At 66.2% G+C, this 23,425-nt stretch carries 24 protein-coding genes; 15 read left to right on the forward strand and 9 right to left on the reverse strand.

What is annotated here, in order from left to right; all coding sequences use genetic code 11:
• Positions 1-5: 5 nt before the first annotated feature.
• Genes fliJ through fliE form a run of 6 tightly spaced genes read right to left on the reverse strand, consistent with a single transcriptional unit; the run spans position 6 to position 5,579 of the window.
• Positions 6-458, reverse strand: coding sequence for a flagellar export protein FliJ (fliJ, locus tag U9J41_RS19650; protein WP_322403853.1), 453 nt, complete (start codon positions 456-458; stop codon positions 6-8).
• Positions 455-1,771, reverse strand: coding sequence for a flagellar protein export ATPase FliI (fliI, locus tag U9J41_RS19655; RefSeq protein WP_322403854.1), 1,317 nt, complete (start codon positions 1,769-1,771; stop codon positions 455-457). Before fliI ends, fliJ begins: the two co-directional genes overlap by 4 nt.
• Positions 1,768-2,460 (reverse strand): flagellar assembly protein FliH, encoded by a 693-nt coding sequence (gene fliH / locus U9J41_RS19660; protein ID WP_322403855.1) that lies wholly within the window; start codon positions 2,458-2,460, stop codon positions 1,768-1,770. Before fliH ends, fliI begins: the two co-directional genes overlap by 4 nt.
• Complete coding sequence (locus tag U9J41_RS19665) at positions 2,457-3,479, reverse strand: flagellar motor switch protein FliG (RefSeq protein ID WP_056439161.1); 1,023 nt, start codon at positions 3,477-3,479, stop codon at positions 2,457-2,459. Before U9J41_RS19665 ends, fliH begins: the two co-directional genes overlap by 4 nt.
• Positions 3,460-5,214, reverse strand: coding sequence for a flagellar basal-body MS-ring/collar protein FliF (gene fliF / locus U9J41_RS19670; protein WP_322403856.1), 1,755 nt, complete (start codon positions 5,212-5,214; stop codon positions 3,460-3,462). Before fliF ends, U9J41_RS19665 begins: the two co-directional genes overlap by 20 nt.
• 17 nt (positions 5,215-5,231) lie before the next feature.
• Positions 5,232-5,579: a flagellar hook-basal body complex protein FliE gene (fliE, locus tag U9J41_RS19675; protein ID WP_322403857.1), complete on the reverse strand. Its 348-nt coding sequence runs from the start codon at positions 5,577-5,579 to the stop codon at positions 5,232-5,234.
• Between the two features lie 353 nt (positions 5,580-5,932).
• On the opposite strand from fliE, the gene U9J41_RS19680 reads away from it, so the two are divergent.
• The 7 genes from U9J41_RS19680 to U9J41_RS19710 are packed head-to-tail and all read left to right on the forward strand — an operon-like array spanning position 5,933 to position 12,251.
• The gene (locus U9J41_RS19680; RefSeq protein WP_322403858.1) at positions 5,933-6,787 is read left to right on the forward strand and encodes a FliM/FliN family flagellar motor switch protein; all 855 of its coding nucleotides are present in this window, start codon (positions 5,933-5,935) and stop codon (positions 6,785-6,787) included.
• 59 nt (positions 6,788-6,846) lie between these two features.
• Positions 6,847-7,158 carry a FliM/FliN family flagellar motor switch protein gene (locus tag U9J41_RS19685; RefSeq protein WP_322403891.1) on the forward strand — a complete coding sequence of 104 codons (312 nt, stop codon included), beginning with the start codon at positions 6,847-6,849 and terminating at the stop codon, positions 7,156-7,158.
• Positions 7,155-7,946: a flagellar type III secretion system pore protein FliP gene (gene fliP / locus U9J41_RS19690; RefSeq protein ID WP_322403859.1), complete on the forward strand. Its 792-nt coding sequence runs from the start codon at positions 7,155-7,157 to the stop codon at positions 7,944-7,946. Before U9J41_RS19685 ends, fliP begins: the two co-directional genes overlap by 4 nt.
• 19 nt (positions 7,947-7,965) lie before the next feature.
• Positions 7,966-8,235: a flagellar biosynthesis protein FliQ gene (gene fliQ / locus U9J41_RS19695; RefSeq protein WP_322403860.1), complete on the forward strand. Its 270-nt coding sequence runs from the start codon at positions 7,966-7,968 to the stop codon at positions 8,233-8,235.
• Positions 8,235-9,026, forward strand: a complete 792-nt coding sequence (gene fliR, locus U9J41_RS19700; RefSeq protein WP_322403861.1) for a flagellar biosynthetic protein FliR — start codon at positions 8,235-8,237, stop codon at positions 9,024-9,026. The genes fliQ and fliR overlap by 1 nt, the downstream gene beginning before the upstream one ends.
• Positions 9,019-10,158: an EscU/YscU/HrcU family type III secretion system export apparatus switch protein gene (locus tag U9J41_RS19705; protein ID WP_322403862.1), complete on the forward strand. Its 1,140-nt coding sequence runs from the start codon at positions 9,019-9,021 to the stop codon at positions 10,156-10,158. Before fliR ends, U9J41_RS19705 begins: the two co-directional genes overlap by 8 nt.
• A complete protein-coding gene (locus tag U9J41_RS19710; RefSeq protein WP_322403863.1) occupies positions 10,155-12,251 on the forward strand; it encodes a flagellar biosynthesis protein FlhA in 2,097 nt (698 codons plus the stop codon). The genes U9J41_RS19705 and U9J41_RS19710 overlap by 4 nt, the downstream gene beginning before the upstream one ends.
• Positions 12,252-12,336: 85 nt before the next feature.
• Here U9J41_RS19710 and U9J41_RS19715 read toward each other — a convergent pair whose 3' ends face one another.
• Entirely contained in the window at positions 12,337-13,194 is an 858-nt protein-coding gene (locus U9J41_RS19715; RefSeq protein ID WP_322403864.1) for a hypothetical protein, read from the reverse strand.
• Positions 13,195-13,292: 98 nt separating this feature from the next.
• Complete coding sequence (locus U9J41_RS19720; protein WP_322403865.1) at positions 13,293-14,189, reverse strand: flagellin N-terminal helical domain-containing protein; 897 nt, start codon at positions 14,187-14,189, stop codon at positions 13,293-13,295.
• A gap of 242 nt (positions 14,190-14,431) precedes the next feature.
• On the opposite strand from U9J41_RS19720, the gene U9J41_RS19725 reads away from it, so the two are divergent.
• From U9J41_RS19725 to U9J41_RS19755, 7 genes are all read left to right on the forward strand, one after another.
• Entirely contained in the window at positions 14,432-15,439 is a 1,008-nt protein-coding gene (locus tag U9J41_RS19725; protein WP_322403866.1) for a sulfate ABC transporter substrate-binding protein, read from the forward strand.
• Positions 15,440-15,564: 125 nt separating this feature from the next.
• Positions 15,565-18,060, forward strand: a complete 2,496-nt coding sequence (locus U9J41_RS19730; RefSeq protein WP_322403867.1) for a glycoside hydrolase family 31 protein — start codon at positions 15,565-15,567, stop codon at positions 18,058-18,060.
• A gap of 352 nt (positions 18,061-18,412) precedes the next feature.
• Positions 18,413-19,009, forward strand: a complete 597-nt coding sequence (locus tag U9J41_RS19735) for a cytochrome b/b6 domain-containing protein (RefSeq protein ID WP_322403868.1) — start codon at positions 18,413-18,415, stop codon at positions 19,007-19,009.
• 45 nt (positions 19,010-19,054) lie between these two features.
• On the forward strand, positions 19,055-19,813 hold the full coding sequence (locus tag U9J41_RS19740; protein ID WP_425260775.1) for a molybdopterin-dependent oxidoreductase: 759 nt from the start codon (positions 19,055-19,057) through the stop codon (positions 19,811-19,813).
• A 52-nt stretch (positions 19,814-19,865) separates the two neighbouring features.
• Positions 19,866-20,156, forward strand: coding sequence for a pentapeptide MXKDX repeat protein (locus U9J41_RS19745; RefSeq protein WP_322403870.1), 291 nt, complete (start codon positions 19,866-19,868; stop codon positions 20,154-20,156).
• A gap of 112 nt (positions 20,157-20,268) precedes the next feature.
• Complete coding sequence (locus tag U9J41_RS19750; RefSeq protein WP_322403871.1) at positions 20,269-20,910, forward strand: DUF1109 domain-containing protein; 642 nt, start codon at positions 20,269-20,271, stop codon at positions 20,908-20,910.
• A gap of 74 nt (positions 20,911-20,984) precedes the next feature.
• The gene (locus tag U9J41_RS19755; protein ID WP_322403872.1) at positions 20,985-21,548 is read left to right on the forward strand and encodes a sigma-70 family RNA polymerase sigma factor; all 564 of its coding nucleotides are present in this window, start codon (positions 20,985-20,987) and stop codon (positions 21,546-21,548) included.
• Positions 21,549-21,863: 315 nt separating this feature from the next.
• Here U9J41_RS19755 and U9J41_RS19760 read toward each other — a convergent pair whose 3' ends face one another.
• Positions 21,864-22,331 (reverse strand): hypothetical protein, encoded by a 468-nt coding sequence (locus U9J41_RS19760; protein ID WP_322403873.1) that lies wholly within the window; start codon positions 22,329-22,331, stop codon positions 21,864-21,866.
• A gap of 101 nt (positions 22,332-22,432) precedes the next feature.
• Between U9J41_RS19760 and dusA the strand changes: the two genes are divergently transcribed.
• Positions 22,433-23,422 carry a tRNA dihydrouridine(20/20a) synthase DusA gene (gene dusA, locus U9J41_RS19765; protein ID WP_322403874.1) on the forward strand — a complete coding sequence of 330 codons (990 nt, stop codon included), beginning with the start codon at positions 22,433-22,435 and terminating at the stop codon, positions 23,420-23,422.
• Positions 23,423-23,425 lie beyond the last annotated feature (3 nt).

The raw sequence follows: 23,425 nt of genomic DNA on the forward strand, positions 1-23,425 counted from the left end.
CCTGCTTATGCGTTCTTTGCCAGCCACGACTGCGTGGCAATCTCATCCTCGCGCTTGCGCTGCGTGCGTTCCTGCGCGCGCGCGTACGCGACCTCATGCTGCTCCAGCACTTTGCCCAGCAGTTCACGCCGCGTCCAGGCGTGGGCCAGGTTCTGCTGCGCGACGGCCATGTCGGCCTCGTGCAGCTGCAGGTCGGTGCGATGGGTGTCCGCGAGGGCGAACACGGCCTGCTTATAATTACCGCAATTCATGGCCAGCGCCGGCGACAGCGGCCGCGCGCCGGCCGGCTCGCCCGACGGGCCGCTGCCTTCGGCGAGGGCCGTCAGGCGGTCCACGCTGGTCTGGTAGCGCACACGCGTCGCTTCTTTCTTGGCCAGCGCCGTCTGCATGCGCTCGACCTCGGTGCTGCGTACGCGTACGAGGGTATCCAGGCTGGTGATCGTTTCGCGCTTGCTCATGCCATCATCGCTTTCAACTGGTCGACGCAACCCGCGAACGGCGCGTCTTCGCGCGTGCCCTGGCACAGGAATGCTTCGATATGCGGATGCAGCTTGACGGCGCGGTCGGTTTCAGGATCGGCCCCCGGTTGATAAGCGCCGAGCGGGATCAGGTCGCGCACGCGCGCATGCTTCGCCAGCGCGGCCTTGAGCTTGCGCGCGGCCAGCGCGTGTTCCGGGGCGACCACTTGCGCCATGCAGCGGCTGATGGATTGCGCGACGTCGATCGCCGGGTAGTGCCCGCGTTCGGCCAGTTCGCGCGTCAGCACGATGTGGCCGTCGAGGATCGCACGGGCGCTGTCGACGACCGGGTCCTGCTGGTCGTCGCCTTCGGCCAGCACGGTGTAGATGGCGCTCATGCTGCCGTTCTCGTTTTCGCCGTTGCCGGCCGATTCCACCAGCTGCGGCAGGTTCGAGAACACCGACGGCGGATAACCGCGCGTAGCCGGCGGCTCGCCCAGCGACAGCGCGACTTCGCGCAGCGCCATCGCGTAGCGGGTCAGCGAATCGCACAGCAGCAGCACGTTCTGGCCGCGGTCGCGGAAATGCGCCGCGATCGAGTGGCACAGTTCCGTCGCCATCACGCGCATCAGCGGCGACTCGTCGGCCGGCGCCACCACCACGACGGCGCGCTTCAGGCCCTCGGGGCCCAGCGACTTCTCGATGAACTCGCGGACTTCGCGGTTACGTTCGCCGATCAGGCCCACGACGATCACGTCGGCCACGGTCTGGCGCGTGATCAGGCCGAGCAGCACGGACTTGCCGACGCCGGAACCTGCCATCAGGCCGACGCGCTGGCCCTTGCCGATCGTGAGCATCGAATTGATCGCGCGTACGCCCACGTCCAGCGGCTCTTCCACCGGCGCCTTGCGCAGCGGGTTGACCTTGGGCGGCGTGGTCGACAGGGTCTCTTCGCCACCCAGCTTGCCGCGGCCGTCGATCGGCTCGCCGAGGCCGTTCACCATGCGGCCCATCCACGACGGGCCGATCTGGATGCTGGACGGGCCGGTGGCCGGCAGCACGCGGGCGCCGGTCACGAGGCCGTCGGCCTGCTTGAACGGCATCAGGTACGTCACCTTGTCGCGAAAGCCCACGACCTGCGCATCGAGCCAGGTGCCGTCGACGGTCTCGACGCGGCAGCGCTGGCCCGTGTGCAGGCGGCAGCCCACGCTTTCGAGCAGCAGGCCCTGCACGGCGACGAGACGCCCGGTGGGCGTCGCGACCGGCGGGGCCTTGATCTCCAGCGCGCGCAGGGTTTCGGCCAGGGCGCTCATTCGGCGTCCTCCCTGGCGGCGCCGTCCAGGCTTTCGCGGACCTGCGTCATGCAGGCGGCCAGGCGGTTCTGGCAGCCGGCGTCCACTTCATGGTCGCCCGCGCGCACGCGGCATTCGCCCAGGTCCAGGCCCGGATCGGCCATCAGGTTCCATTTCTTGGCGCGTTTCGGATCGAGCTCCTGGATGCGCTTGAGTTCTTCCGGATTCATGAAGACTTCCACGTCGTCGCGCGTCGGCGGCATCGCGGCCAGCGCTTCGTCGACGAGGTTCAGCATCTGCACGGGCTGCAGCGCCAGCTCGGCGCGAATCACCTGGCGGGCGATCTTGCCGACCAGGTCCACCACTTCCTTGCGCTGCGCGTTGCGGAATTCGGTCTTCATCTTCCTCAGGCTGCGCAGCATCGCGTCGACCGGCTTGGCCATCTTTTCCAGCTCGGTCAGCGCCTGCTGGCGGCCTTCGTCGACGCCGCGCTCGACACCTTCCGCATGGCCGGCGTCGTAGCCGTCCGCGCGGCCTTCGTCCAGGCCGACTTCATAGCCTTCGCGCTGGCCCTGGCGGTAGCCGTCGGCCACGGCGCTCTGCCAGTCTTCGGTCGGCGTGGCCGAGGACGACGATTGCGCGCCCTTGGCCGCGCCGGCAGCGATGAACTGCGCCAGCGGCGGGAAGTGGTAAGGCCGGAACTGCTTCATTCGGCGGTCGCCTCGGCAAACAGCTGGACTTCGATCTCACCGTTGTCGGCAAGCTCCTTGACCTGCGCCATGATCTCCTGGCGCGTTTGCACGATGCGCGACATCGGCACGGGGCCGGAACGCTTCATGAGGTCCTCGAAGCTCTGCGCCTGGCGCTTCGGCATCGCGCCGAGCAGCGCGTCGCGCAGGGCCGGTTCGGCACCCTTGAGCGCGATCGCCCACTGCTCCAGCGGGATCTCGTCGAGCAGGCGCGTGATGGTCTGTTCGGTCTGTTTCGACAGGATGAAGAAGTCGTACATCGACATCTCGATCCTGGACACGACGTCCGGATCGTGCGCGCGCAGCAGCTCGACCATCGTAGCGCGGTTGTTCGGCAGGCGGTTCAGGATGTCGGCCGCCTGGCGCACGCCTTCCACGGTGGCGCTCTGGGTGTCGAGCGCGGACAGGCAGCGCTGCACCAGCTCTTCCAGCTCGGACAGCAGGTCGCGGTCGATCTCTTCCAGGCGCGCCAGGTTCAGCAGCACCAGTTCGCGGCCGTCTTCCGGCAGCGCGTCGATGATCTGGCCGGCCAGCGCGGGCGGCAGGAACGCGAGGAACACGGCCTGCATCTGCACGTGCTCGGCGGCGATGTAGTCCGCGAGCCACTTCGGCGACGCGTACTGCAGGCGCGCCATCATCGGGCGGATCGCGTCGCCGTAGATCGTGTTGAGCACGGAATTCGCGATTTCGCTGCCCAGCGCCAGGTCGAGCGAGCGCTTGAGGTAGCTGCGCGACGCGCCGTGCAGGCCGCTTTGCTGGCGGTAGTCGTCGAAGAACTTCTGGATCGAGTTCTTCACGGCGTCGACCTTGATGCCGCTCATCCGGCTCATCACCTGGGTCAGCTCGATCAATTCTTCGCGTTCGAGGCAGCGCAGAACGGCCGCGGCCGGTTCTTCGCCGATGGACAGCAGCACGATCGCAGCCTGCTCGACCGGGCTCAGCACTGCTTCCTGCACGTCGTTATTGTTCAGATCCGCCATTTTTCTTTTGCACCCATTGTTTGACCACTTCCGCCACCCGCTCCGGCTCTTTGCCCGCCAGGACCTTCAGGTGGTCGACCATCACATCCACGGCCGAACCGGCCGGGGGCAAATCGTATTCCTCGAGCAGCGCCTGGACCGGCAGCGTGCCGCTCGTCGAGGCCGTCTCCGGCGCAGGCAGTGCGCCCGCCGTGGCATGCGCCGCCGTGCCGGCCGGTGCCGGCAATGCGCCGGCGCTGTGCGCGCCCGGCAGGGCATTGCCTGCGCCGGCCTGGACGGTCGCCAGGTTCGGCGCAGCGGCAGTCTGCGGCGCGACGCGCTTGTTCAGCATGCGCATCAGCGGACGCAGGACCAGGAGCCAGCCGAGCAGGGCGCCGATCGCGTACATCGCGTAGCCGGCCATGTCGACGATGTTGTCGCGTTCCTGGTACCACGGCTCGACCGGGATCGGCGCCGGGAAGTTCAGCGAGGACACCGTCAGCACGTCGCCGCGGGTGGTGTCGATGCCCAGGCCACCGCGCAGGATCTTGTCGATGTTGGCGATCTCGGCCGGGCTCCAGCCCGTCTTCGGCGTCGCCGACTTGGCGTTGTTCAGCACCACGGCCACCGACAGCTTCTTGAGGCGGCCGCGCGAGCGCTTGATCTGCGTGATCGCACGGTCGTAGGCGTACTGGCGGGTCGTCGCGTTCTTGCGCGCGCTGCCGTCGTCTGGCTGGGCGTTCGGCGCGGCGGCACCGTTCGCGCTGGCGGCGGCGTTCGGATCGGCCGGCGGATTGCTCGCGACCGGCGGACGGTTCGACAGCGTGCCCGGCACGCCGAGCGCCATGCGGCTCTTTTCCATCTCTTCGCGCATCGCTTCGCTGGTGACCTTCGGGTCCGCGCCGTACTTCTCCTGCGTTTCCTCGATCTTGTCGTTGTCGACGTCGGCGGTCACGCTGACCTTGAAGTTGTCGGTGCCGAGCACGGGACCGAGCAGGCCGGCCACGTTGGCGCGCGCGTCATCCTGGTAGCGCTTGGCGGCGGCGTCGCCCTGGGCGGCGCCGTCGAAGCCTTCGGTCAGGTCCACGCGCGACGACAGGTAGTTGCCGCCCTGGTCGACGAGCGACACGCGGCTCGGGGCCAGGCCCGCGACGCTGCCCGCGACGAGGTTCACGATCGCGGCGATCTGTTCGTTCGACAGGTTGTGGCCCGGCTTTACCGCTATCACAACGGACGCCGACGATTTATCGCCGTCGCTCGCGACGAACGACGACGACTTGGCGATTGCCAGGTGCACGCGTGCCGCGGCGATGGCGTCCAGCGTCAGGATCGACTGCGCCAGCTCGCCTTCCAGGCCGCGGCGGAAGCGCACGTCCTGCACGAACTGCGACACGCCCAGCGGGTCGTTCTTGTCCATCAGCTCCAGGCCGGCCGGCAGCTGCGCGGTCACGCCCTTGGCGGCCAGCAGCATGCGCACCTTGCCCAGTTGGCCGGTCGGGACCATCACCTGGCCGGAATCCGGATGGATGCGGTAGGGGACGTGCTCGGCATCGAGCACGCCCATCATGTCGCTGGCGACGACTTTCTCGTGGGCGCCGAACACCGGCTTGTAGCCGGCCTGGTCGTTCCACATGTACAGCATGACCGCCGCGGTAATGCCGATGGCCAGCACCAGCATCGGGGTCAGGTTCTTGGTCAGCGCGGGCGGCAGGGCCAGGCGCTTGCCGCCGAAGGCGGACTTGAGGGTGGCAATCACGATCGGAGTTTTTCCTGTCAGACGGGCAGCTTGAGCAGCTCGTCGACGGCGCCCATGACTTTGTTACGAACCTGCATCAGCATCGAAAACGACAGGTTGGCCTGCTGCGACGACAGCATGGCGCCGACCAGGTCGTCGCTCTTGCCGCTGTCCACGGCTTCCATCTTCTGGTTGGCCACCTGTTGGTCCTGGTCCACGCTGACCAGGGCATTCTTCATGCTCTGCGCGAAGGAGAAGTTGCCGCTGCCATCCGCCAGGGCGGGGTGGCCGGCATCCACCGACGGCGCCACGACGGCAAGGCGGCTGGCGTCGTTGGTGAGGGCTGCCAGGTCGGCCCGGATTTGGCCGGCAAGTTCAGTTCCCATCGTGTTCATCGCTCCCATGCTGTAAGTTTGCGGGTTGTGACTTTTAGTAAATGTTGCTATCGACGATTGGCATTGCATTTGTTGCAACAAATATTAACATTTGGAAAATTGTTAAATTTCAAACGTCATATTGTGGCTTGGTTTCTCGGCCAGAACCGGAGAGAATACCTGCGGTTTCGTCAGTGACCCAGAGTGAATTTTTGTTTTTCCCAGCGCAGTAACTGCATCTTACCGTAGGGCAATGGCGAATTCAAAGGGGAAAATCAAATGGCGTGACACAGTTTCCCGGTTATAATAGTTGCCCAGAGGAATGAAAAGAAAGCATCTCTGCTTATCATTTTTTTAATTTGACCATGCCGATTGCAAATCCCGATACCACCCTGCAGCACCAAGTGCTCGACCCCTGCCTGCTAGGGCGTCCGGTACATATGCTGCCCCAGTTTGCGGCGCGTCTTCAGGAGGACCTGGACACCGCGATGCAGGGTAGCGCCCGTCGTTACTGGGCCGGCTGGCGTCTCGAACACATTGAATTCGGCCGTGTGCCGCAAGAACATAACCTGCGCTGGATGGCCGTTCTGGGTGCGCTGGGCACCGTCGCGGTTACTTTCGAGCGTGGTTTATTACTGACACTGTTGGAACGGCGCTACGGCGGACGTAGCGCAGGCGCAACGCAACGCGACCCGCAAACGGAGCGCGTGACGGCCACCGAGGAAAGATTGGGCGTCGTCCTGACGCAACAAATGGTGGATTTGTTGTATGCACGCGTCGCTGCCAATGTTGCAATGGACGTCGCGCCGCGACCCGTCCACGCCAATGCCGTGGTGGCTTCGGCAATGCCCGGCGAGAGCAACTGGGCCGTGCGCGTGCGGGTACGTGATAACAACGACAACACCGGCCAGTTCTGGATCGCGCCCGATCAGCAACTGATGGCCACCATTCTGGGCACGCTGCGCCCGGAAACCGGCCGCTCGACCGCCGCGCGCGGTCCGGCCGAGCCGCTCGAGACCAAGCTCCAGGTCAAGCTGGACGGCCGCCTGGTCAGCAAGGAAATCACCCTGGGCGCACTGTTCGACCTGAAAGTGGGCGATGTGATTCCGGTGAATGTGGGCCGGGCCGACGTCCTGCTCGACGAGGCCCGGTTGTTTACCGCCGCCGTCGCCGAGCACAAGGGCAAGCTGTGTTTAACCTCTTTTGAAGACGCCGAGTAATCATCATGAACCTGAACGATCAATTCGCTGAAGACGACATCCTCATCGACGACACGCCGATGGCCGGCGAATCCGCCGCGGAAGGCAAGCCCGCGGCCGCGTCGAAAGCGTCGGCGCGCCTGCCGCAGATGATGCGCCGCATCCCCGTGACGCTGACGCTGGAAGTGGGCTCGGCCCGCGTCTCGCTGCAGGAACTGATGGCGATCGGCCCGGACAGCGTGCTGCCGCTCGACGCCATGGCGGGCGAGCCGCTCGTCATCAAGGTCAACGGCGCCGCCATCGGGCGCGCCGAAGTGGTCGTCGCGGGCGAGCAGTACGGCCTCAAGGTGATCGATCTGGACGGCCTCAACCTGGACCTGATCACGTCATGACGTTGCAGGTTCGCGGCGCCGCGGTTTTGGCTCCCCTGCGCCGCCATGCGCCGGCAATCTTGACCGGCGCCGTTCTTTTGCTGGCCGGCGCGAGCGCCTGGGCCGCCCCGGCGGGGCAGGACGTCCTTCCCGGCATCATCCCCGGTTCGACCAGCGGCCTGACGGTGAAGTCGCAGATCCTGGTGCTGATGACCATCCTCGGGCTGCTGCCCGTGATGGTCATGATGATGACCAGCTTCACCCGCTTCGTGATCGTGCTGTCGCTGCTGCGCCAGGCCCTCGGCCTGCAGCAGGGCCTGCCCAACCGGATCATCACGGGCGTCGCGCTGATCCTCACGCTGCTCGTCATGCGCCCGGTCGGCATGCAGGTCTGGAACGACGCGTTCGTCCCTTACGACAAGGACAAGATCTCGCTGGAGCAGGCGCTCAAGATCGCCGAGGTGCCGCTGTCGCGCTTCATGCTCGCGCAGACCAGCAAGACCGCGCTGGCCCAGATCGCGCACCTGTCCGGCGAACCGGCCGAGATGAAGCCGATGGACCGCGGCTTCACCGTGAAGCTGGCGGCCTTCGTGCTGTCCGAGCTCAAGAGCGCATTCCAGATCGGCTGCATGCTGTTCATTCCGTTCCTGATCATCGACCTGGTGGTGTCGTCGGTGCTGATGGCCATGGGCATGATGATGCTTTCGCCCCTCGTCATCTCGCTGCCGTTCAAGCTGCTGCTGTTCGTGCTGGTCGATGGCTGGACCCTGACCGTGAATACTCTCGTCGGCAGCATCCACGGCATCTAGCCGGCTGCAACCTACTCGTATGACTCCTGATATCGCCGTCGACTTCATCGTCGAAGCCCTGCAGCTGGTGATGCTGCTCGTGATGGTGCTGGTGTTGCCTGGCCTCGTGACCGGCGTCATCGTCGCCCTCGTGCAGGCCGCCACCCAGATCAACGAGCAGACGCTGAGCTTCCTGCCGCGCCTGCTCGTGACGCTGGTGGCCCTGATCCTCGCCGGTCACTGGATGACCGGCAAACTGATGGACTATTGCGTGAGCGTGTTCCAGCGCGCCGCGACCCTGGTCGGCTGATGCTGGAAGTCTCCCACCTGCTGCTGCCGTTCATCAGCGCACTGTGGTGGCCGTTCTGCCGCGTCATGGCGCTGCTGTCGACGGCACCCGTCATCGGCGACGCGCTGGTGCCGGTGCCGGTGCGCGCGCTGCTGTCCGTGGTGCTCGCCTTCCTGATGCTGCCGCTGACGAAGGGCGCCGTCATGCCCGACCCGTTCTCGCTGGCCGGCGTCGTCGTGATGGTCGAGCAGGCCGTGATCGGCGGCGTGATCGGCTTCGCGCTGCAGTTGACGATGGCGGTCGTGAACATGCTCGGCTTCCTCGTCTCGAGCCAGGTGGGCTTTTCGATGGCGCAGATGAACGACCCGATCAACGGCCAGCAGTCGGACGTGATCTCGACCCTGCTGGGCCTCGTGGCGATCCTCGTGTTCTTCGCCGTCGACGGCCACCTCGTGCTGGCCGGCGTGCTGGGCCAGAGCTTCCTGGCCTGGCCGGTCGGCAGCGCAACAGCATCGACTGCGGGCAATCTGCTGCTGCAGACGGTGGCGCTGAACGTGGGCTGGGTGTTCTCGGCCGCGATCCTGCTGGCGCTGCCGATCGTGTTTTCGACGATGGTGGTGCAGATCGGCTTCGGCTTCCTGAACCGCGTGGCGCCGTCGCTGAACCTGTTCTCGCTGGGCTTTTCGCTGGTGACGCTGTTCGGCCTGATGATGCTGGTGCAGGTCGTGCGCTTCATCCCCGAACACTACGTGCAGATGACCAACCAGGTGCTGGAGATGCTCCAGCAGCAGATGGGGGCGGCGCATGGCTGACGGCACCTCCGGCGACAAGACAGAAAAGGCCTCGACCCAGAAGCTGAAGAAGGCGCGCGAGCAGGGCCACGTCGTCCGTTCGAAGGACCTGGCGACCGCGGTCGGTATCCTGGTCAGCCTCAAGCTGTTCGTGTACCTGCTGCCGGACTACCTCGAGTCGTTCCGTTCCCTGTTCCGGCTCGTGTACGCGCCACTGGGCGCGGCGGGCGCGGTCGAGAACGCGATGTCCGTCGTGTGGAGCGACGCCGCCGTGCTGCTCGTGAAGATGGTGCTGCCCCTGCTGGGCGTGCCGTTCGCGATCGTGGTGGCGAGCATCGTGCCGGGCGGGCTGGTGTTCTCGACGAACAACCTGATGCCCAAGTTCGACCGTTTTTCGCCCGTGAAGAACCTCGGCCAGCTGGCCTCCGGCAAGCACTGGACGACATTCGCGACGTCGCTGGCCAAGGCGGCGGTGCTGTCGATGGTGCTCGTGCACGTGGTGCGCTCGGCGGTGTCGGCCTGGGTCGACCTGCAGCGCATGCCGCTGAGCGACGCGCTGCTGCACGGCGGCGGCATGATGTTCGACGGCCTGATGGCGCTCGTCGCCGTGTTCGTGCTGTTCGCGCTGATCGACGTGCCGCTGCAGGCATTCCTGTTCGCCCGCGGCCAGCGCATGAGCAAGCAGGAAGTGAAGGAAGAATACAAGAGCACCGAGGGCAAGCCCGAGATCCGTGCGCGCATCCGCCAACTCCAGCAGCAGATGGCCCGCCGCAACGTGAACAAGACCGTGCCGACCGCCGACGTGGTGATCGTGAATCCCGAGCACTACGCGGTCGCGCTGAAGTACGACATCAAGCGTGCGGAAGCGCCTTTCGTGGTGGCGAAGGGCATCGACGAGATGGCCCTGTACATCCGCCAGGTCGCGGCCAGGCACGACATCGAAACGATCGCGCTGCCGCCGCTGGCACGTGCCATCTACAACACCAGCCAGGTGCAGCAGCAGATTCCCGCCGCGCTGTACCAGGCCGTGTCGCAGGTGCTGAACTACGTGCTGCAGTTGAATGCTTTCCGTGCGGGCCGGCGCCAGGCCGCCCCCCGGTTCCCGAATGACGTGGCCGTGCCGGCCGCTTTGAGTGAGGTATCCCCGACATGAATTTCCTGAACAGCTTGATGCTCGAGGTGCGTCGCCAGAAGATCGCCACGCCGGCGTTCCTGCTGACGCTCCTGGCGATGATCATGCTGCCGCTGGCGCCCGTGGTGCTGGACGTGCTGTTCACGTTCAACATCGTGGCGGCGCTGATCGTGATCCTGACGTCCGTCTCGGCCAGGCGGCCGCTGGACTTCTCGGTCTTCCCGACCGTCATCCTCGGCACCACGCTGCTGCGCCTCGCGCTGAACGTGGCGTCCACGCGTGTCGTGCTGCTGCACGGCCACGAGGGCACCGCCGCCGCCGGCCACGTGATCGAGGCGTTCGGCAATGTCGTCATCGGCGGTAACTTCGTCGTCGGTATCGTCGTCTTCGTGATCCTCATGATCATCAACTTCGTCGTCGTGACGAAGGGTTCCGAACGTATTTCCGAAGTGTCCGCGCGCTTCACGCTGGACGCGCTGCCCGGCAAGCAGATGGCGATCGACGCCGACCTGAACGCGGGCCTGATCAACCAGGAAAAAGCGCAGCTGCGGCGCAAGGAAGTGGCGTCCGAAGCGGACTTCTACGGCGCGATGGACGGTGCCTCGAAGTTCGTGCGCGGCGATGCGATCGCGTCGATCCTCATCCTGCTCATCAACATGATCGGCGGCGTCGCCATCGGCGCGCTGATGCACGACCTGTCGTTCGCCGACGCGTTCCGCCAGTACGCATTGCTGACGATCGGCGACGGCCTCGTGGCCCAGGTACCGGCGCTGCTGCTGTCGGCGGCGGCGGCGATCCTCGTTACCCGTATCAGCGATTCGGGCGACTTCGAACAGCAGGTCGGCGGCCAGCTGCTGGCCAATCCCACCGTCCTGTATTCGGCATCGGGCGTGATGGTGGTCCTGGCGATGGTGCCTGGCATGCCGTCGTTCTACTTCCTCGTGTTCGCGGCCGCCATCGGCTACGTCGGCTGGAGGCTGGCGCGCGAAGAAGTGAAGCCGCCGGACGACACCAGCGTGGCCGCCATCGAAGCGGCGCTGCGCGACGACCGCGCGCCGGAACTCGACTGGCAGCAGCTGCCGGTCGTGCAGCCGATCTCGATCACCGTCGGCTACAAGCTCGTGCACCTGCTCGACAAGGCACAGGGCGAAGTGCTGCCGAAACGGATCAAGGGCGTGCGCCAAAGCCTCTCGGAGCAAATGGGCCTGCTGCTGCCTTTGATCAGCGTGCGCGACGACCTGACATTAAGGCCGAACCAGTACGCGATCGCGATCAACGGCACCGTCGTGGCCGAGGGCGAGGTCGTGGCGGAATGCCTGATGGCGATCCCGTCGCCGAACGTGTACGGCGAGATCGACGGCATTCCGGGCATCGAGCCCGCGTTCGGCATGGCCGTCACCTGGATCGAACCGGATCAGAAAGCGCACGCGCTGGGGCAGGGCTACCAGGTCGTCGAGGTGCCGAGCGCGATCGCCACGCACACGTCCAAGATCGCGCGCGACTATATGTCGGAACTGTTCCGCCACGAAGACGTGCCCGCGATGATGGAACGCCTGACGGCGCTGTCGCCCAAGCTGGCCGGCGCGCTGGACAAGGCGCTCACGCACACCCAGCTGCTGCGCGTGTTCCGCGTGCTGCTGGCCGAACACGTGTCGCTGAAGGACATCGTCGTCATCGCGACGACCCTGCTGGACAGCTCGGAAACGACGAAGGATCCGATCCTGCTGGCGGCCGAGGTGCGCTGCGCGCTGCGCCGCCAGATCGTCTCCGGCCTGTACGGCAAGAAGAAGGACATGCCGGCCTTTAACCTGTCCGGGGAGCTGGAAAACATGCTGCTCGGTTCCCTGAACCAGGCACGCCAGAACAATGGCGGCAAGGTCGTGCTGGACAACTACCCGATCGATCCGCAGCTGCTGTCGCAACTGCAGCTGAACATGCCGGTGGCGCGCGAGCAGATGAAGCAGCAGCACACGCCGCCGCTGTTGCTGGTCCTGCCGCAGATCCGCCCGCTGCTGGCCCGCTACGCGCGCCTGTTCGCGCCGGGCCTGCACGTGTTGTCGTATAACGAGATCCCGGAAAACCGCGAAGTCTCGATCATCGGCACCGTGGGTTGATCACGCCCCTCGCCGGGCGGGCTCCCCGAGCCCGCGCGGACGTACGTGTCACGCAAACGCCGCACGTGGGCACGGGGTGCTCACCCTACGCCGGCAGCAGCAGCGCCAGTTCGGCCATCGCGCGGAACACGGGCAGGCTGAGCGCGGCGGCGGCCTCGGTCGACGGCAGGCGCGCGTGCACCCGGCCTTCCGGCAGGGTGTCGCGCCAGGTCCAGCCGAGCACGCGCAGGCCGGAGCGGCGCACGGCTTCTTCCAGTTGCGGCTGCAGGGCGCGCAGGTGGAGCAGGGTATCGGCGTTGGGGGCGCACAGTTCGAGCATGACGCCGTCGGCCAGCGGCTCCGCCTGTACGGTGACGACCGAGCCGTCGGCCAGCACCAGTTCCAGGCGCAAGGCCGTGCGGCGGCGCCGGCGCTGCGATTTCTGCTGTTGTTCCTCTTCCCCGATCACGCGCAGGTGCTGGGCCTGCGGACCGCCCGGATGCACGGTGAAGCGCCAGGCGTCGGGCGGCAGCGTGGCCAGGTCGGCCTGGCGCAGCACGCGTCCATCCAGCCCGCTCTGCAGCAGGGCGCTGGGCAGCAATTGACCGCGCTGCTGCTGGGATGCCTGGATCGCGCGCGTGACCAGTTGGCTGCCGTAGCTGCGCACCATGCCGCGCCATGAAGTCGCGAGCGCGCCACCGTCCGGACTCGGCCAGGTGAGTTGGCGTGCCATCACCACCTGGTCGGGGCGCATGGCCGCGGCGTCGGGCAAAGCGTCGCCGGCGGGCAGGACGGGCGTCGGCTGCGCGGCGGGCAGGGGCAGCGGGATCGCCTCGAGCTCGGCCTGCAATAGTGCCACCGGGACGGCGGCCGCGACCGCGCCGACCGGCGTTGCCGGCAGCGGACCGGCGGCGCTCGCCGGCATGACGGGCGGCGGAAGGGCGGGAAAGGAAATGCTGGCCATGATCTCGGCAGTGTAAAGTGAAAAGGCCAGCTTGTGGCTGGCCTTTCATGCATGCCCGGCTGTACCAGCCCGGGCGGTGGCCAATCCTGGCCCTGCGATTACTGCAGCAGGGACATGACCATCGACGACATGCTGTTGGTCTGCTTCAGCATGGCGGTACCAGCTTGCATCAGCATCTGGTTCGAGGTCATGCTCGACGACTCGGTCGCGAAGTCGACGTCCATGATGCGGCCGGTTGCAGCCTGCGTGTTGCTCGAGATGTTCGACAGGTTGTTGTAGACGTGGTCGAGGCGGTTCGACACGGCGCCCAGCTTCGAACGCAGGGTCGACACGGCGTCGATCGCGGTGCTCAGGTTGCCGATCGCAGCGTTGGCGCCAGCGGTCGTGGTCAGGTCGGTGCCGGCGGACGGGGTGGCCGCGAGGCTGCCGTCGCCTGCGTAGGTAGCGCTGGTGGCGGTCGAGATCGAGCTGTTCACCGAGGTCAGTTCGGCGCTGAAGTTCGCGGTCATGGTCTCCGAGCTGTCGGCGCCGATCTGGAACGTGATGCCGGTGGCGGTGCTCAGTTTGCTCGTGCCGTCGGTGTTCAGCAGCTTGGTGCCGCCGAACTTGGTGTTCGAGAAGATGTTCGACAGTTCGTCGGTCAGCGAGTTGTATTCGGACTGCATCGCGGTCTGGTCATCGGCGGACGACGAACCGTCGGCGGACTGGGTGGCCAGGTCCTTCATGCGGGTCAGGATGTTGTTGACTTCGTTCAGCGCGCCGTCGGCGGTCTGCAGCATGGAGATCGAGTTCTGGGTGTTGCGCATGGCGACCGACATACCGCTGGTCTGGGCTTTCAGGCGGGTCGCGATCTGCAGGCCGGCAGCGTCGTCCATTGCCGAATTGATACGGTAGCCGGTCGACAGGCGGGTCATCGACGTCGAGAGGCTCGACTGGGTGCGGCTCAGGGAATTTTGTGCGGAAAGCGATGCGACGTTGGTGTGAAGGCTCAGCATGATATGGCTCCTAGTGGCTTGGATACTGTTTGGAGGTTGCGCATCTCGCGCTCTCACAAGTACAAGACGACCGTTCAGCCGGACTCATTAAATGCCGAGTGGAAATTTTTTGAAAAAAGTTTTCAGGTGCCCGAGATGGGGCGGATATGACGAAACCGGATAAGCAAAATTGAAACGATTCGTTCGCGGTTCGACGCGTGTTCTTTACGCTATGGCTTCCAGAACCTTGAACGAGAGAACACATGTTGTCAAAAAAACTGATCCAGGCCCTGCTGGCCGTCGCGCTCGTCGCGCCGACCGTACATGCCGCCGACGTCACCCTGCTGAACGTGTCGTACGACCCGACGCGCGAGCTGTACCAGGACGTCGACAAGGCGTTCGCCGCCAGGTGGAAAGCGCAGACGGGAGACAATGTCGTGTTCAAGGCGTCCCACGGCGGCTCGGGCAAGCAGGCCCGTGCCGTGATCGACGGCCTGGGCGCGGACGTCGTCACGCTGGCCCTCGCCGGGGACATCGACGCGATCGCCGAGCGGGGCCTGATCGCCAGGGATTGGCAGAAACGCCTGCAGCACAACAGCTCGCCCTACAACTCGACCATCGTGTTCCTGGTGCGCAAGGGCAATCCGAAAGGCATCCACGACTGGAACGACCTGATCAAGCCGGGCGTGCAAGTCATCACGCCCAACCCGAAAACGTCGGGCGGGGCGCGCTGGAATTACCTGGCGGCCTGGGGCAATGCCCTGAAACAGCCGGGCGGCAGCGAAGCGAAGGCGCGCGACTACGTGGCGAAGCTGTTCAGGAACGTGCCCGTCCTCGATTCGGGCGCCCGCGGCGCGACGACCACCTTCGTCGAGCGTGGCATCGGCGACGTGCTGATCGCGTGGGAAAACGAAGCGATCCTGGCCATCAAGGAACTGGGCCCGGACAAGTTCGACATCGTGGCGCCGCAACAGAGCATCCTGGCCGAGCCGCCGGTCGCCGTCGTCGACAAGGTGGTCGACCGGCGCGGCACCCGCAAGGTGGCGGACGCCTACCTGCGGTTCTTGTATACGGATGAGGGCCAGGACATCATCGCGAAGCATTTCTACCGCCCGATCAATGCGACGATCGGCCGCAAATACGCCGCGCAGTTCCCGCACGTGAAGCTGTTTACCATCGACGACGTGTTCGGCGGCTGGAGCAGGGCGCAGAAGATCCACTTCGCGGACGGCGGGACGTTCGACCAGCTGTACCGGCCGGGCGCGAAATAAGCGGACGCCCGCCGGCTTCACGCGCGGGGCAGCTTTCATGTCGAGCCGCGCCGTCGCACAAGATCCGTTCGGTTATGTTCGAGGAAATGATATAAACCCGAATATCGACCGATCAGGAGACCCGTATGCAGGACCACCACGCCCTCAAGAAGGGCATCGCCGCCGCCGCGCTGGCGCTGTCCGTTCTCGCCGCCGCGCCGGCCCAGGCGCAGCCGGCGACCATCGCCGCCCAGGCCGACGGCATGGACGTCCGCCAGGGCAGCCTGCGCATCCGCGTGCTCGCGCTCACCGACGACATCCTGCGCGTGACGATGGGCGCGGCCGGGACGCTGCCGGAAGACGCCAGCTGGGCCGTGCCGGCCGACGTGCGCGCGCACCGCGTGCACGTGCAGGCCAGCCCGACGGGATTTTCCACGCGCACGCTGCGCGTCGACGTGCGCGACGGCCGCCTCGTGGTGAGCGATCTGGCGGGCAAGGTCATCTCGGCCGACGCCATCGATCCCGTCAAGGTCGACGGCCACGCGTTCACGCTGCGCAAGCAGATGCCGCAGGCCGAGCATTACTTCGGCCTCGGCGACAAGACCGGGGGCCTGGACCGGCGCGGCAAGAGCTTCGTCGACTGGAACACGGACGCCTTCGGCTTCGGCTCGGCCGACGACCCGATCTATAAGTCGATCCCGTTCTTCATCGGCGTCGGCGGCGCCGGCGGCAGCTACGGCGTCTTCCTCGACAACACCTACCGCAGCTGGTTCGACTTCGGCCACCGCGAGGACGGCGTGCTGGCGTTCGGCGCGCCGGACGGCCCGATCGACTACTACCTGATCCACGGCCCGTCGACGGCCGAGGTGGTGCGCCGCTACACCGACCTGACGGGCAAGGCGCCGCTGGTGCCGCGCTGGGCCTTGGGCTACCAGCAGTCGCGCTACAGCTATATGTCGGCCGACGAACTGCGCGGCGTCGCCGCGCGGCTGCGCGCCGAGCGCGTGCCCACCGACGTGGTCTGGCTCGACATCGACTGGCAGGACCGCAACCGCCCGTTCACCGTCGATAAAAAAGCGTTCCCCGACATGCCGGGCCTGATCCGCGACCTGGGCCGCCAGGGCATCAAGGTGATCACGATCACCGACCTGCACGTGGCCAAGGTGGAGCAGGGCTATGCGCCGTACGCCAGCGGCGTGAAGGGCGACCATTTCGTGAAGAACGCCGACGGCACGACCTATGTCGCGCCGGTGTGGCCCGGCCCGTCCGTGTTCCCCGACTTCACCCAGGCCGCCACGCGCGACTGGTGGGGCGGCCTGTTCAAGGAGCAGGTGCAGTGGGGCGTGGCCGGTTCGTGGAACGACATGAACGAGCCGGCCATCTTCAATACGCCGACCAAGACCATGCCGGACGAGACGCGCCACCGCATCGCGTCCGACGATTTCGCGCCGAGAACCGCCGACCACCGCGAGATCCACAACGTGTACGGCATGCAGAACACGCGCGCCACCTACGACGGGCTGCGCAAGCTGGCGCCGGGCGAGCGCGCCGTCGTGATGACGCGCGCCAGTTATGCCGGCGGCCAGCGCTATGCCGTCACCTGGACCGGCGACAACAGCGCCACCTGGGACCACCTGAAGCTGTCGGTCCAGCAGATCATCAACCTGGGCCTGTCCGGCTTTTCGTACGGCGCGGCCGACGTCAGCGGCTTCACCGGCGGACCGGGTCCCGACCTGCTCACGCGCTGGTTCGAGATCGGCGCGTTCTACCCGCTGTTCCGCGATCACTCGGCCAAGGGCACGCCGCGCGTGGAGCCGTGGGTCGACGGTCCGGAACACCTGGCGATCCGGCGCAAATTCGTCGAGGAGCGCTACAAGCTGATGCCGTACCTGTACGCGCTGGCCGAGCAGAACGCGCGCACCGGCGACCCGATCCTGCGGCCCGTGTTCTACGACTACCCGTCGGCGTTGAACCTGCCGTGCGAGCAGTCGTGGACCTTCACGCTGGGCCGTGCGCTGCTCGTGTCGCCGCCGCCGCATCCCGAATCGCCCCAGTCCTATCGCACCTGCCTGCCGGAGGGCGGCTGGTTCGATTACTGGACGGGACTGCCCGTCGGCCAGCCGGCGCCGGCCGCGCAAGACCAGGTGATCCAGTCCGCCACGCAGGCCACGGGCGAGGCGCACGGCGGCGGTTCGTTCGTGACGGAGACCGTGCGCCTCGCGCACCTGCCCGTGTACGTGCGCGCGGGGACGATCCTGCCGCGCCAGAACGTCGTGCAGTCCACGGCCGACACGCCGCGCGGCCCGCTGATGCTGGACGTGTATCCGGGCCCCGACTGCACGGGCGAGCTGTATCTCGACGACGGCCATTCGATGGACTTCGAGAAGGGCGGCTATCTGCGCCAGACCGTGAGCTGCACCGTGAAGCCGGACGGCGTCGCCATCGCGTTCGGCCCGCGCGAAGGCCGCTTCGCGCCGTGGTGGCGCCAGGTGGCCGTCACCGTGCACGGCTGGCAGGGCAAGGCCGACGTGCGCGCCGGCGGGCGCGCGCTGGCGGGCCGGGCCGATGCGGCCACGCGCACCGTGAGCTTTACGCTGGACGATGTGGCGCAACCCGCGACGGTGGTGGTGCGCAGGCAGTAAGCGCAGGCCGCACGCGTTCGGCGCCGTCCGGTCCTGTCCTTTCCGATGGGGTCGATGCTACCGATCCCCTCGACGTGCCAGTCGCCGCGCTGTTTCAAGGCTGATTTCGCCAGCCCGCCATTCAGCGCGTGCGCTCCCTCGATGGGGCCGCGCAAATTTTTTTCGGATACGGTGTAACCGGATGCGCGGCGCGCGCGAACTAACCATGGTGATCATCAAATGAGCGTCCCGACATGTCCACCATGCGTTTCTCTGCCGCGCTTGCCGGCAGCATACGGCCGGCAGCCGGCCTGCCTTCGACCGCTGCGTCCACCGCCTGCCTGACGCCGTTCGCCCGGACAGGGAGGATGCAATGACCAGCCCGGACGCCGTCATTCATCCCGCCTGGCTACGGATGACGCACTGGCTGAACGCCGCGGCCGTGTCGGTGCTGGTGACCAGCGGCTGGCGCATCTACGACGCGACCGGTTTCCTGGGCGTGACCATTCCTCCCGCCGCGACGCTGGGCGGTTGGCTGGGCGGCGCGCTCGCCTGGCATTTCGCCGCCATGTGGCTGCTGGTCGGAAACGGTCTGTTGTATCTGGCGCTCAACCTGGCGTCGGGACGTCTCCGCCGCCGGTTTTTCCCGATTGCGCCGCGCCAGGTGTGGCGCGACCTGGCCGCCGCGCTGCGCGGCCGTCTTTCCCATGCCGATCCGCGCCATTACAACAGTGTCCAACGGCTGGCCTACGTGTTCGTCATGGTGGACAGTATCGTGCTGGTGGTGTCCGGCCTCGTGCTGTGGAAGTCGGTGCAGTTCCCGCTGCTGCGCACGCTCGTGGGTGGCTACGAGGGCGCGCGGCGTGTGCATTTCTTCGCCATGGCCGGCCTGTGCGGCTTCGTCCTGGTGCATGTGGCGATGGTCGCCCTGGTGCCCCGCACGCTGCTGGCCATGCTGCGCGGCCGCTGACTCCCGATCAAGGACATCGACATGACAACCGACAAACCCCGCACCATGGCCGTGCCCGGAGACGGCGCCGACATGCTGGCCGACGCGATCCGGCGCGTCGCCCAGCCATCGCGCCGCGCTTTTCTCCAGCGCACCTTGACGCTCGGCGGACTCAGCCTCTTGACCGGATGCACGCCGGACAGCGAAGCGAGTATCGAGCGCGCGCTGGCATCGATTTCCCGCTTCAACGACCGGGCCCAGGCGGCCCTGTTCGATCCGACGCGCCTCGCGCCGACGTATCCGGACAGCATGATCACACGCCCGTTCCCGTTCAACGCCTACTATGGCGAGGACGAGGTGCGGGTCGTCGACGGCGATGCTTGGCGCCTCGAGCTCTCCGGCCTGATCGCTGACCGCAAGCCATGGACCCTGGCCGAGCTGCGCGCCATGCCGCAGCAATCGCAGGTCACGCGGCATATCTGCGTGGAAGGCTGGAGCGCCATCGGCAAATGGGGCGGCGTGCCGTTCTCGTATTTTTTGCGCCGGGTCGGCGCCGACCTGGGCGCCAAATACGTCGGCTTCAAGTGCGCCGACGATTACTTCACCAGCATCGACATGGCGACGGCGCTGCATCCGCAAACGCTGATGGCGTTGACCTATGACGGACAAACGCTGCCGCCGCGGTACGGCTATCCGATGAAACTGCGCATGCCGACCAAGCTCGGCTACAAGAATCCCAAGCATATCCAGGCCATCTTCGTGACCAACACGTATCCGGGCGGTTACTGGGAAGACCAGGGTTACAACTGGTTCGGCGGCAGCTGAGCGCCCAACTTTCGCACCATCCTCACGTTTTATCCACCAGAAAGGAAATACCATGAAAGCATTCGTCACCACCCTGATCGCGGCCAGCCTCCTCTCAGGCGCCGCCTTTGCCCAGGACGCCATGAAGAAGGACGCGATGGCTCACGACACGATGGCCAAGGACGCCATGAAGAAACCGGCGATGCAAAAGGATGCCATGGGCAAGGACGCCATGAAGAAGGACGCCATGAAGAAAGACGCCATGAAGAAAGACGCCATGAAGAAAGACGCCATGGGCAAGGATGGGATGAAAAAGGATGGCATGTCGAAGGACGGCATGTCGAAGGATGCCATGGGCCATTGACCGATCCGGGCCTCACCTCCGCGCATGCGCTGTGATCTAATACACGTCCGCGCTGCGCGACGAATGACCGGCAATGAGTCTTGCGCGCCGCCGGTGGTGATCAGGGAGTGGCATGAAAACGGATGATTTGGTGGCGATGCTTGCGACCGGCGTGGATGCGGTCGACCCGCGCGTGGTCGAGAAGCGCTTCGCGTTGGCGCTGGCGCTCGGCCTGTCGGGCGCAGGCATCCTGATGGTGGCGCTGCTGGGCGTACGTCGCGATCTCGCGCAAGTGGCAATGACCGGGATGTTCTGGCTGAAACTGGCCTTCCCTGCGGCCGTGCTGGGTGCGGCATTGTCGGTGACGATGCGCCTGGCCCGTCCGGGGTACGGCGCCGGCACCGGATGGCTGTTGTCGGCGCTGGCGCTGGCCGCGCTGTGGCTCGGCGCGGGCGCCGCGCTGGTCGCCGTCCCGCCCGCACTGCGGGCGCACATGGTGCTCGGCGAAACCTGGCGCGTGTGCACGCTATGCGTGACGGTGTTGTCGATCCCTGCGTTCTGCGCGGTATTCTGGGCGTTGCGCGGGCTGGCGCCGACCAGGCTGCATCAGGCGGGGGCGGCGGCTGGGTTGCTGGCGGGGGCGCAGGGATTGCTCGTGTATTGCCTGCATTGCCCGGAGACGACCTTGCCGTTCTGGGGCGTCTGGTACGTGCTCGGCATGCTGGTGCCGGCGACGCTGGGCGCCGCGCTCGGCAAGGTGCTGCTGCGGTGGTAGCGTATCGTGCTCAGCGTGCCCGGCAGCGCACGCCGGATGAAACGATCGATCTAAAACAGGCGCGTCCCACGCAGATGCACGATACCGGACCACGGTCTCCCGTCGAGGAGCAATTACAAGCCTGGCTGCTTGCCGGCCTCGACGGTGACGCGCGCGCGTACCGGCGCTTCCTCGACGAGTTGGCCAAACGCCTGCGCGCCTTCCTGCGCAAGCGCTTGTTCGACATGCAGGACCATGTGGAAGACATCGTGCAGGAAACGCTGTTGGCCGTGCACAATGCCCGCCAGACCTACCGCCGCGATCAACCGGTGACGGCCTGGGTGTATGCGATCGCGCGCTACAAGCTGATGGACTTCCTGCGCGCGCGCATGCGCCATGACGCGCTCAACGATCCGCTCGACGATGCGGCTGACTTGTTCGAAGCGTCGGCCGAGGAGGCCTGCGATGCGCGCCGCGATGTCACGGCGCTGCTCGACGCGTTGCCCGACCACCAGCGCCTGCCCATCGACATGGTGAAGCTGCAGGGATTGTCCGTCACCGAGACGGCTCGCCGCATCGGCATGTCGGAATCGGCCGTGAAGGTCGGCGTGCACCGCGGACTGAAGGCGCTGGCCGCCCGTATCCGCGGTGAACGCTGAGCGGACTACGCGGTGTACATGGACATCCGGCAGGCAGTCAATATGGCCCTGATTGACCGCTTCGCGCACGAAGACACCGGATTCGCGCATCCCACCCAGACCGTGTACTTCACGCAGGCCGGCGCCCCGCCCGGGCGCGCCGACAGCAAGGCATGACCGGCTGCGGATGCTGCTCACGCGGGGCTTCGTTCCGGCGGCCGGCGGCGTCATCGCCGCGCTGCCGTAAAGCCTGTCCCGGCAGGTGACGCCGGGTGATTGCCGGCGGGGCCGGCCCCGCTCCAGTAGGCTGCATGGCGTGCGCGCACGTGTTCGAGGTCATCCGGGAATCGAGCGCCCGCTCGGCGCGGCGCGGCGCAGCGCCAGGCCGGCATGGCGGCGCGCGTCCGCGCGCAGCGCCGGGTGTGTCCAGTCCCGTTTGATCGTAACCCCAGACGTACCCGCCTTCCGACGATTACGCACATACGTTGTCAAATAGTCAGCGGTCAGCTTGTCCAAGCTGAGCTCGCCATGATCGCGCGCCCAGATGCGCAGCACAGCTTTCTTGTTTTTCCCGAAAGGATGCGCTCCGCCAATCTCTTCGGAGTACCAATCAATGAGCTCTTTTAGGGTAATATTCGCCAGCCCGCGCGCGCGCGTGAAGCGCTGCGCATCCATCTCAGCCTCGACCTTCCGAGCCCAAGCCTGGGCCTGCGCCTTCGTTGGAAATGTTGCCGTGACGGCCTTGTGACCCTTGCGGCGTATCTGTGCCCGCCAGGTCTCGCCTCGTTTAATGAACGTAGCCATTCGGTGCAAATTTGGAGTAACGGGTGAGGGAAAGTAGGGCAGTTTGCGGGAACTTGAGGGAAGCCGCGTTGCGCCCTCTCATAGGGAAAAGTAGGGATTTGATGAAGCACAGCAAGCGAAAATTATCTGTGGCACCCATGATGGACTGGACCGACCGCCATTGCCGCGTCTTCCACCGCCAGATCACGCAGCACACGTGGTTGTATACAGAGATGGTGACGACGGGCGCCCTGGTCTACGGCGACGTCGAGCGCCACCTGCGCTTTGACGGCATCGAACATCCGGTCGCGTTGCAGCTGGGCGGCAGCGATCCGGCCGACCTCGCGAAGAGCGCCAAGCTGGGCGAGCAGTGGGGTTACGACGAGATCAACCTGAATTGCGGCTGCCCGTCCGAGCGCGTGCAGAAGGGCGCGTTCGGCGCCTGCCTGATGCAGGAGCCGCAGCTCGTCGCCGATTGCGTGAAGGCGATGCGCGACGCCGTGAGTATCGACGTCACCGTCAAGCACCGCATCGGCATCGACCATAACGAGGAATACGGATTCGTCCGCGATTTCATCGGCACCATCGCCGACGCCGGTTGCCAGACCTTCATCGTGCACGCGCGCAATGCCGTGCTGAAGGGGCTGTCGCCGAAGGAAAACCGCGAGATCCCGCCGCTGCGCTACGAAGTGGCGTACCAGCTGAAACGCGAATTCCCCGACCTCGAGATCATCATCAACGGCGGCATCAAGACGGACGACGAGATCGCCACCCATCTGCAGCACGTGGATGGCGTCATGATCGGGCGCGAGGCCTATCACAATCCGTACGTGATGGCCGGCTGGGATGCCCGGTTCTATGGCGACGCGACGCCGCCGAAGTCGCGCGAACAGGTGCTGGAAGCCATGATTCCGTATATTCGCGCCGAACTCGACCGCTATGGCCAGCAGGGCCTGCGCCTGAACGGCATCACGCGCCACATGCTGGGGCTGATGGCCGGCCTGCCGGGCGCGCGTGGATTCCGCCAGTTGCTGTCCGACTCCCGCCGTCTCGCCGAAGGCAATCCCGAACTCCTCCTCGAAGCCGCCGGCCGTCTCCGCCTGGCCGCCTGATTT

The sequence above is a fragment of the Massilia luteola genome, from assembly GCF_034420155.1.
Classification (GTDB): Bacteria; Pseudomonadota; Gammaproteobacteria; order Burkholderiales; family Burkholderiaceae_D; genus Telluria; species Telluria luteola.

What these genes read in the sequence shown, in the direction of transcription:
- U9J41_RS19685 (WP_322403891.1), top strand. Translation starts at nt 6,847, where the DNA reads ATGGCCGGCGAATCCGCCGCGGAAGGCAAGCCCGCGGCCGCGTCGAAA.
- fliR (WP_322403861.1), top strand. Translation starts at nt 8,235, where the DNA reads ATGCTGGAAGTCTCCCACCTGCTGCTGCCGTTCATCAGCGCACTGTGG.
- fliP (WP_322403859.1), top strand. Translation starts at nt 7,155, where the DNA reads ATGACGTTGCAGGTTCGCGGCGCCGCGGTTTTGGCTCCCCTGCGCCGC.
- fliI (WP_322403854.1), bottom strand. Translation starts at nt 1,771, where the DNA reads ATGAGCGCCCTGGCCGAAACCCTGCGCGCGCTGGAGATCAAGGCCCCG.
- U9J41_RS19715 (WP_322403864.1), bottom strand. Translation starts at nt 13,194, where the DNA reads ATGGCCAGCATTTCCTTTCCCGCCCTTCCGCCGCCCGTCATGCCGGCG.
- U9J41_RS19740 (WP_425260775.1), top strand. Translation starts at nt 19,055, where the DNA reads ATGGCCGTGCCCGGAGACGGCGCCGACATGCTGGCCGACGCGATCCGG.
- fliQ (WP_322403860.1), top strand. Translation starts at nt 7,966, where the DNA reads ATGACTCCTGATATCGCCGTCGACTTCATCGTCGAAGCCCTGCAGCTG.
- fliH (WP_322403855.1), bottom strand. Translation starts at nt 2,460, where the DNA reads ATGAAGCAGTTCCGGCCTTACCACTTCCCGCCGCTGGCGCAGTTCATC.
- fliE (WP_322403857.1), bottom strand. Translation starts at nt 5,579, where the DNA reads ATGGGAACTGAACTTGCCGGCCAAATCCGGGCCGACCTGGCAGCCCTC.
- U9J41_RS19735 (WP_322403868.1), top strand. Translation starts at nt 18,413, where the DNA reads ATGACCAGCCCGGACGCCGTCATTCATCCCGCCTGGCTACGGATGACG.
- U9J41_RS19730 (WP_322403867.1), top strand. Translation starts at nt 15,565, where the DNA reads ATGCAGGACCACCACGCCCTCAAGAAGGGCATCGCCGCCGCCGCGCTG.
- dusA (WP_322403874.1), top strand. Translation starts at nt 22,433, where the DNA reads ATGAAGCACAGCAAGCGAAAATTATCTGTGGCACCCATGATGGACTGG.
- U9J41_RS19755 (WP_322403872.1), top strand. Translation starts at nt 20,985, where the DNA reads ATGCACGATACCGGACCACGGTCTCCCGTCGAGGAGCAATTACAAGCC.
- U9J41_RS19745 (WP_322403870.1), top strand. Translation starts at nt 19,866, where the DNA reads ATGAAAGCATTCGTCACCACCCTGATCGCGGCCAGCCTCCTCTCAGGC.
- U9J41_RS19760 (WP_322403873.1), bottom strand. Translation starts at nt 22,331, where the DNA reads ATGGCTACGTTCATTAAACGAGGCGAGACCTGGCGGGCACAGATACGC.
- U9J41_RS19680 (WP_322403858.1), top strand. Translation starts at nt 5,933, where the DNA reads ATGCCGATTGCAAATCCCGATACCACCCTGCAGCACCAAGTGCTCGAC.
- fliJ (WP_322403853.1), bottom strand. Translation starts at nt 458, where the DNA reads ATGAGCAAGCGCGAAACGATCACCAGCCTGGATACCCTCGTACGCGTA.
- U9J41_RS19665 (WP_056439161.1), bottom strand. Translation starts at nt 3,479, where the DNA reads ATGGCGGATCTGAACAATAACGACGTGCAGGAAGCAGTGCTGAGCCCG.
- U9J41_RS19710 (WP_322403863.1), top strand. Translation starts at nt 10,155, where the DNA reads ATGAATTTCCTGAACAGCTTGATGCTCGAGGTGCGTCGCCAGAAGATC.
- U9J41_RS19705 (WP_322403862.1), top strand. Translation starts at nt 9,019, where the DNA reads ATGGCTGACGGCACCTCCGGCGACAAGACAGAAAAGGCCTCGACCCAG.
- U9J41_RS19750 (WP_322403871.1), top strand. Translation starts at nt 20,269, where the DNA reads ATGAAAACGGATGATTTGGTGGCGATGCTTGCGACCGGCGTGGATGCG.
- U9J41_RS19720 (WP_322403865.1), bottom strand. Translation starts at nt 14,189, where the DNA reads ATGCTGAGCCTTCACACCAACGTCGCATCGCTTTCCGCACAAAATTCC.
- U9J41_RS19725 (WP_322403866.1), top strand. Translation starts at nt 14,432, where the DNA reads ATGTTGTCAAAAAAACTGATCCAGGCCCTGCTGGCCGTCGCGCTCGTC.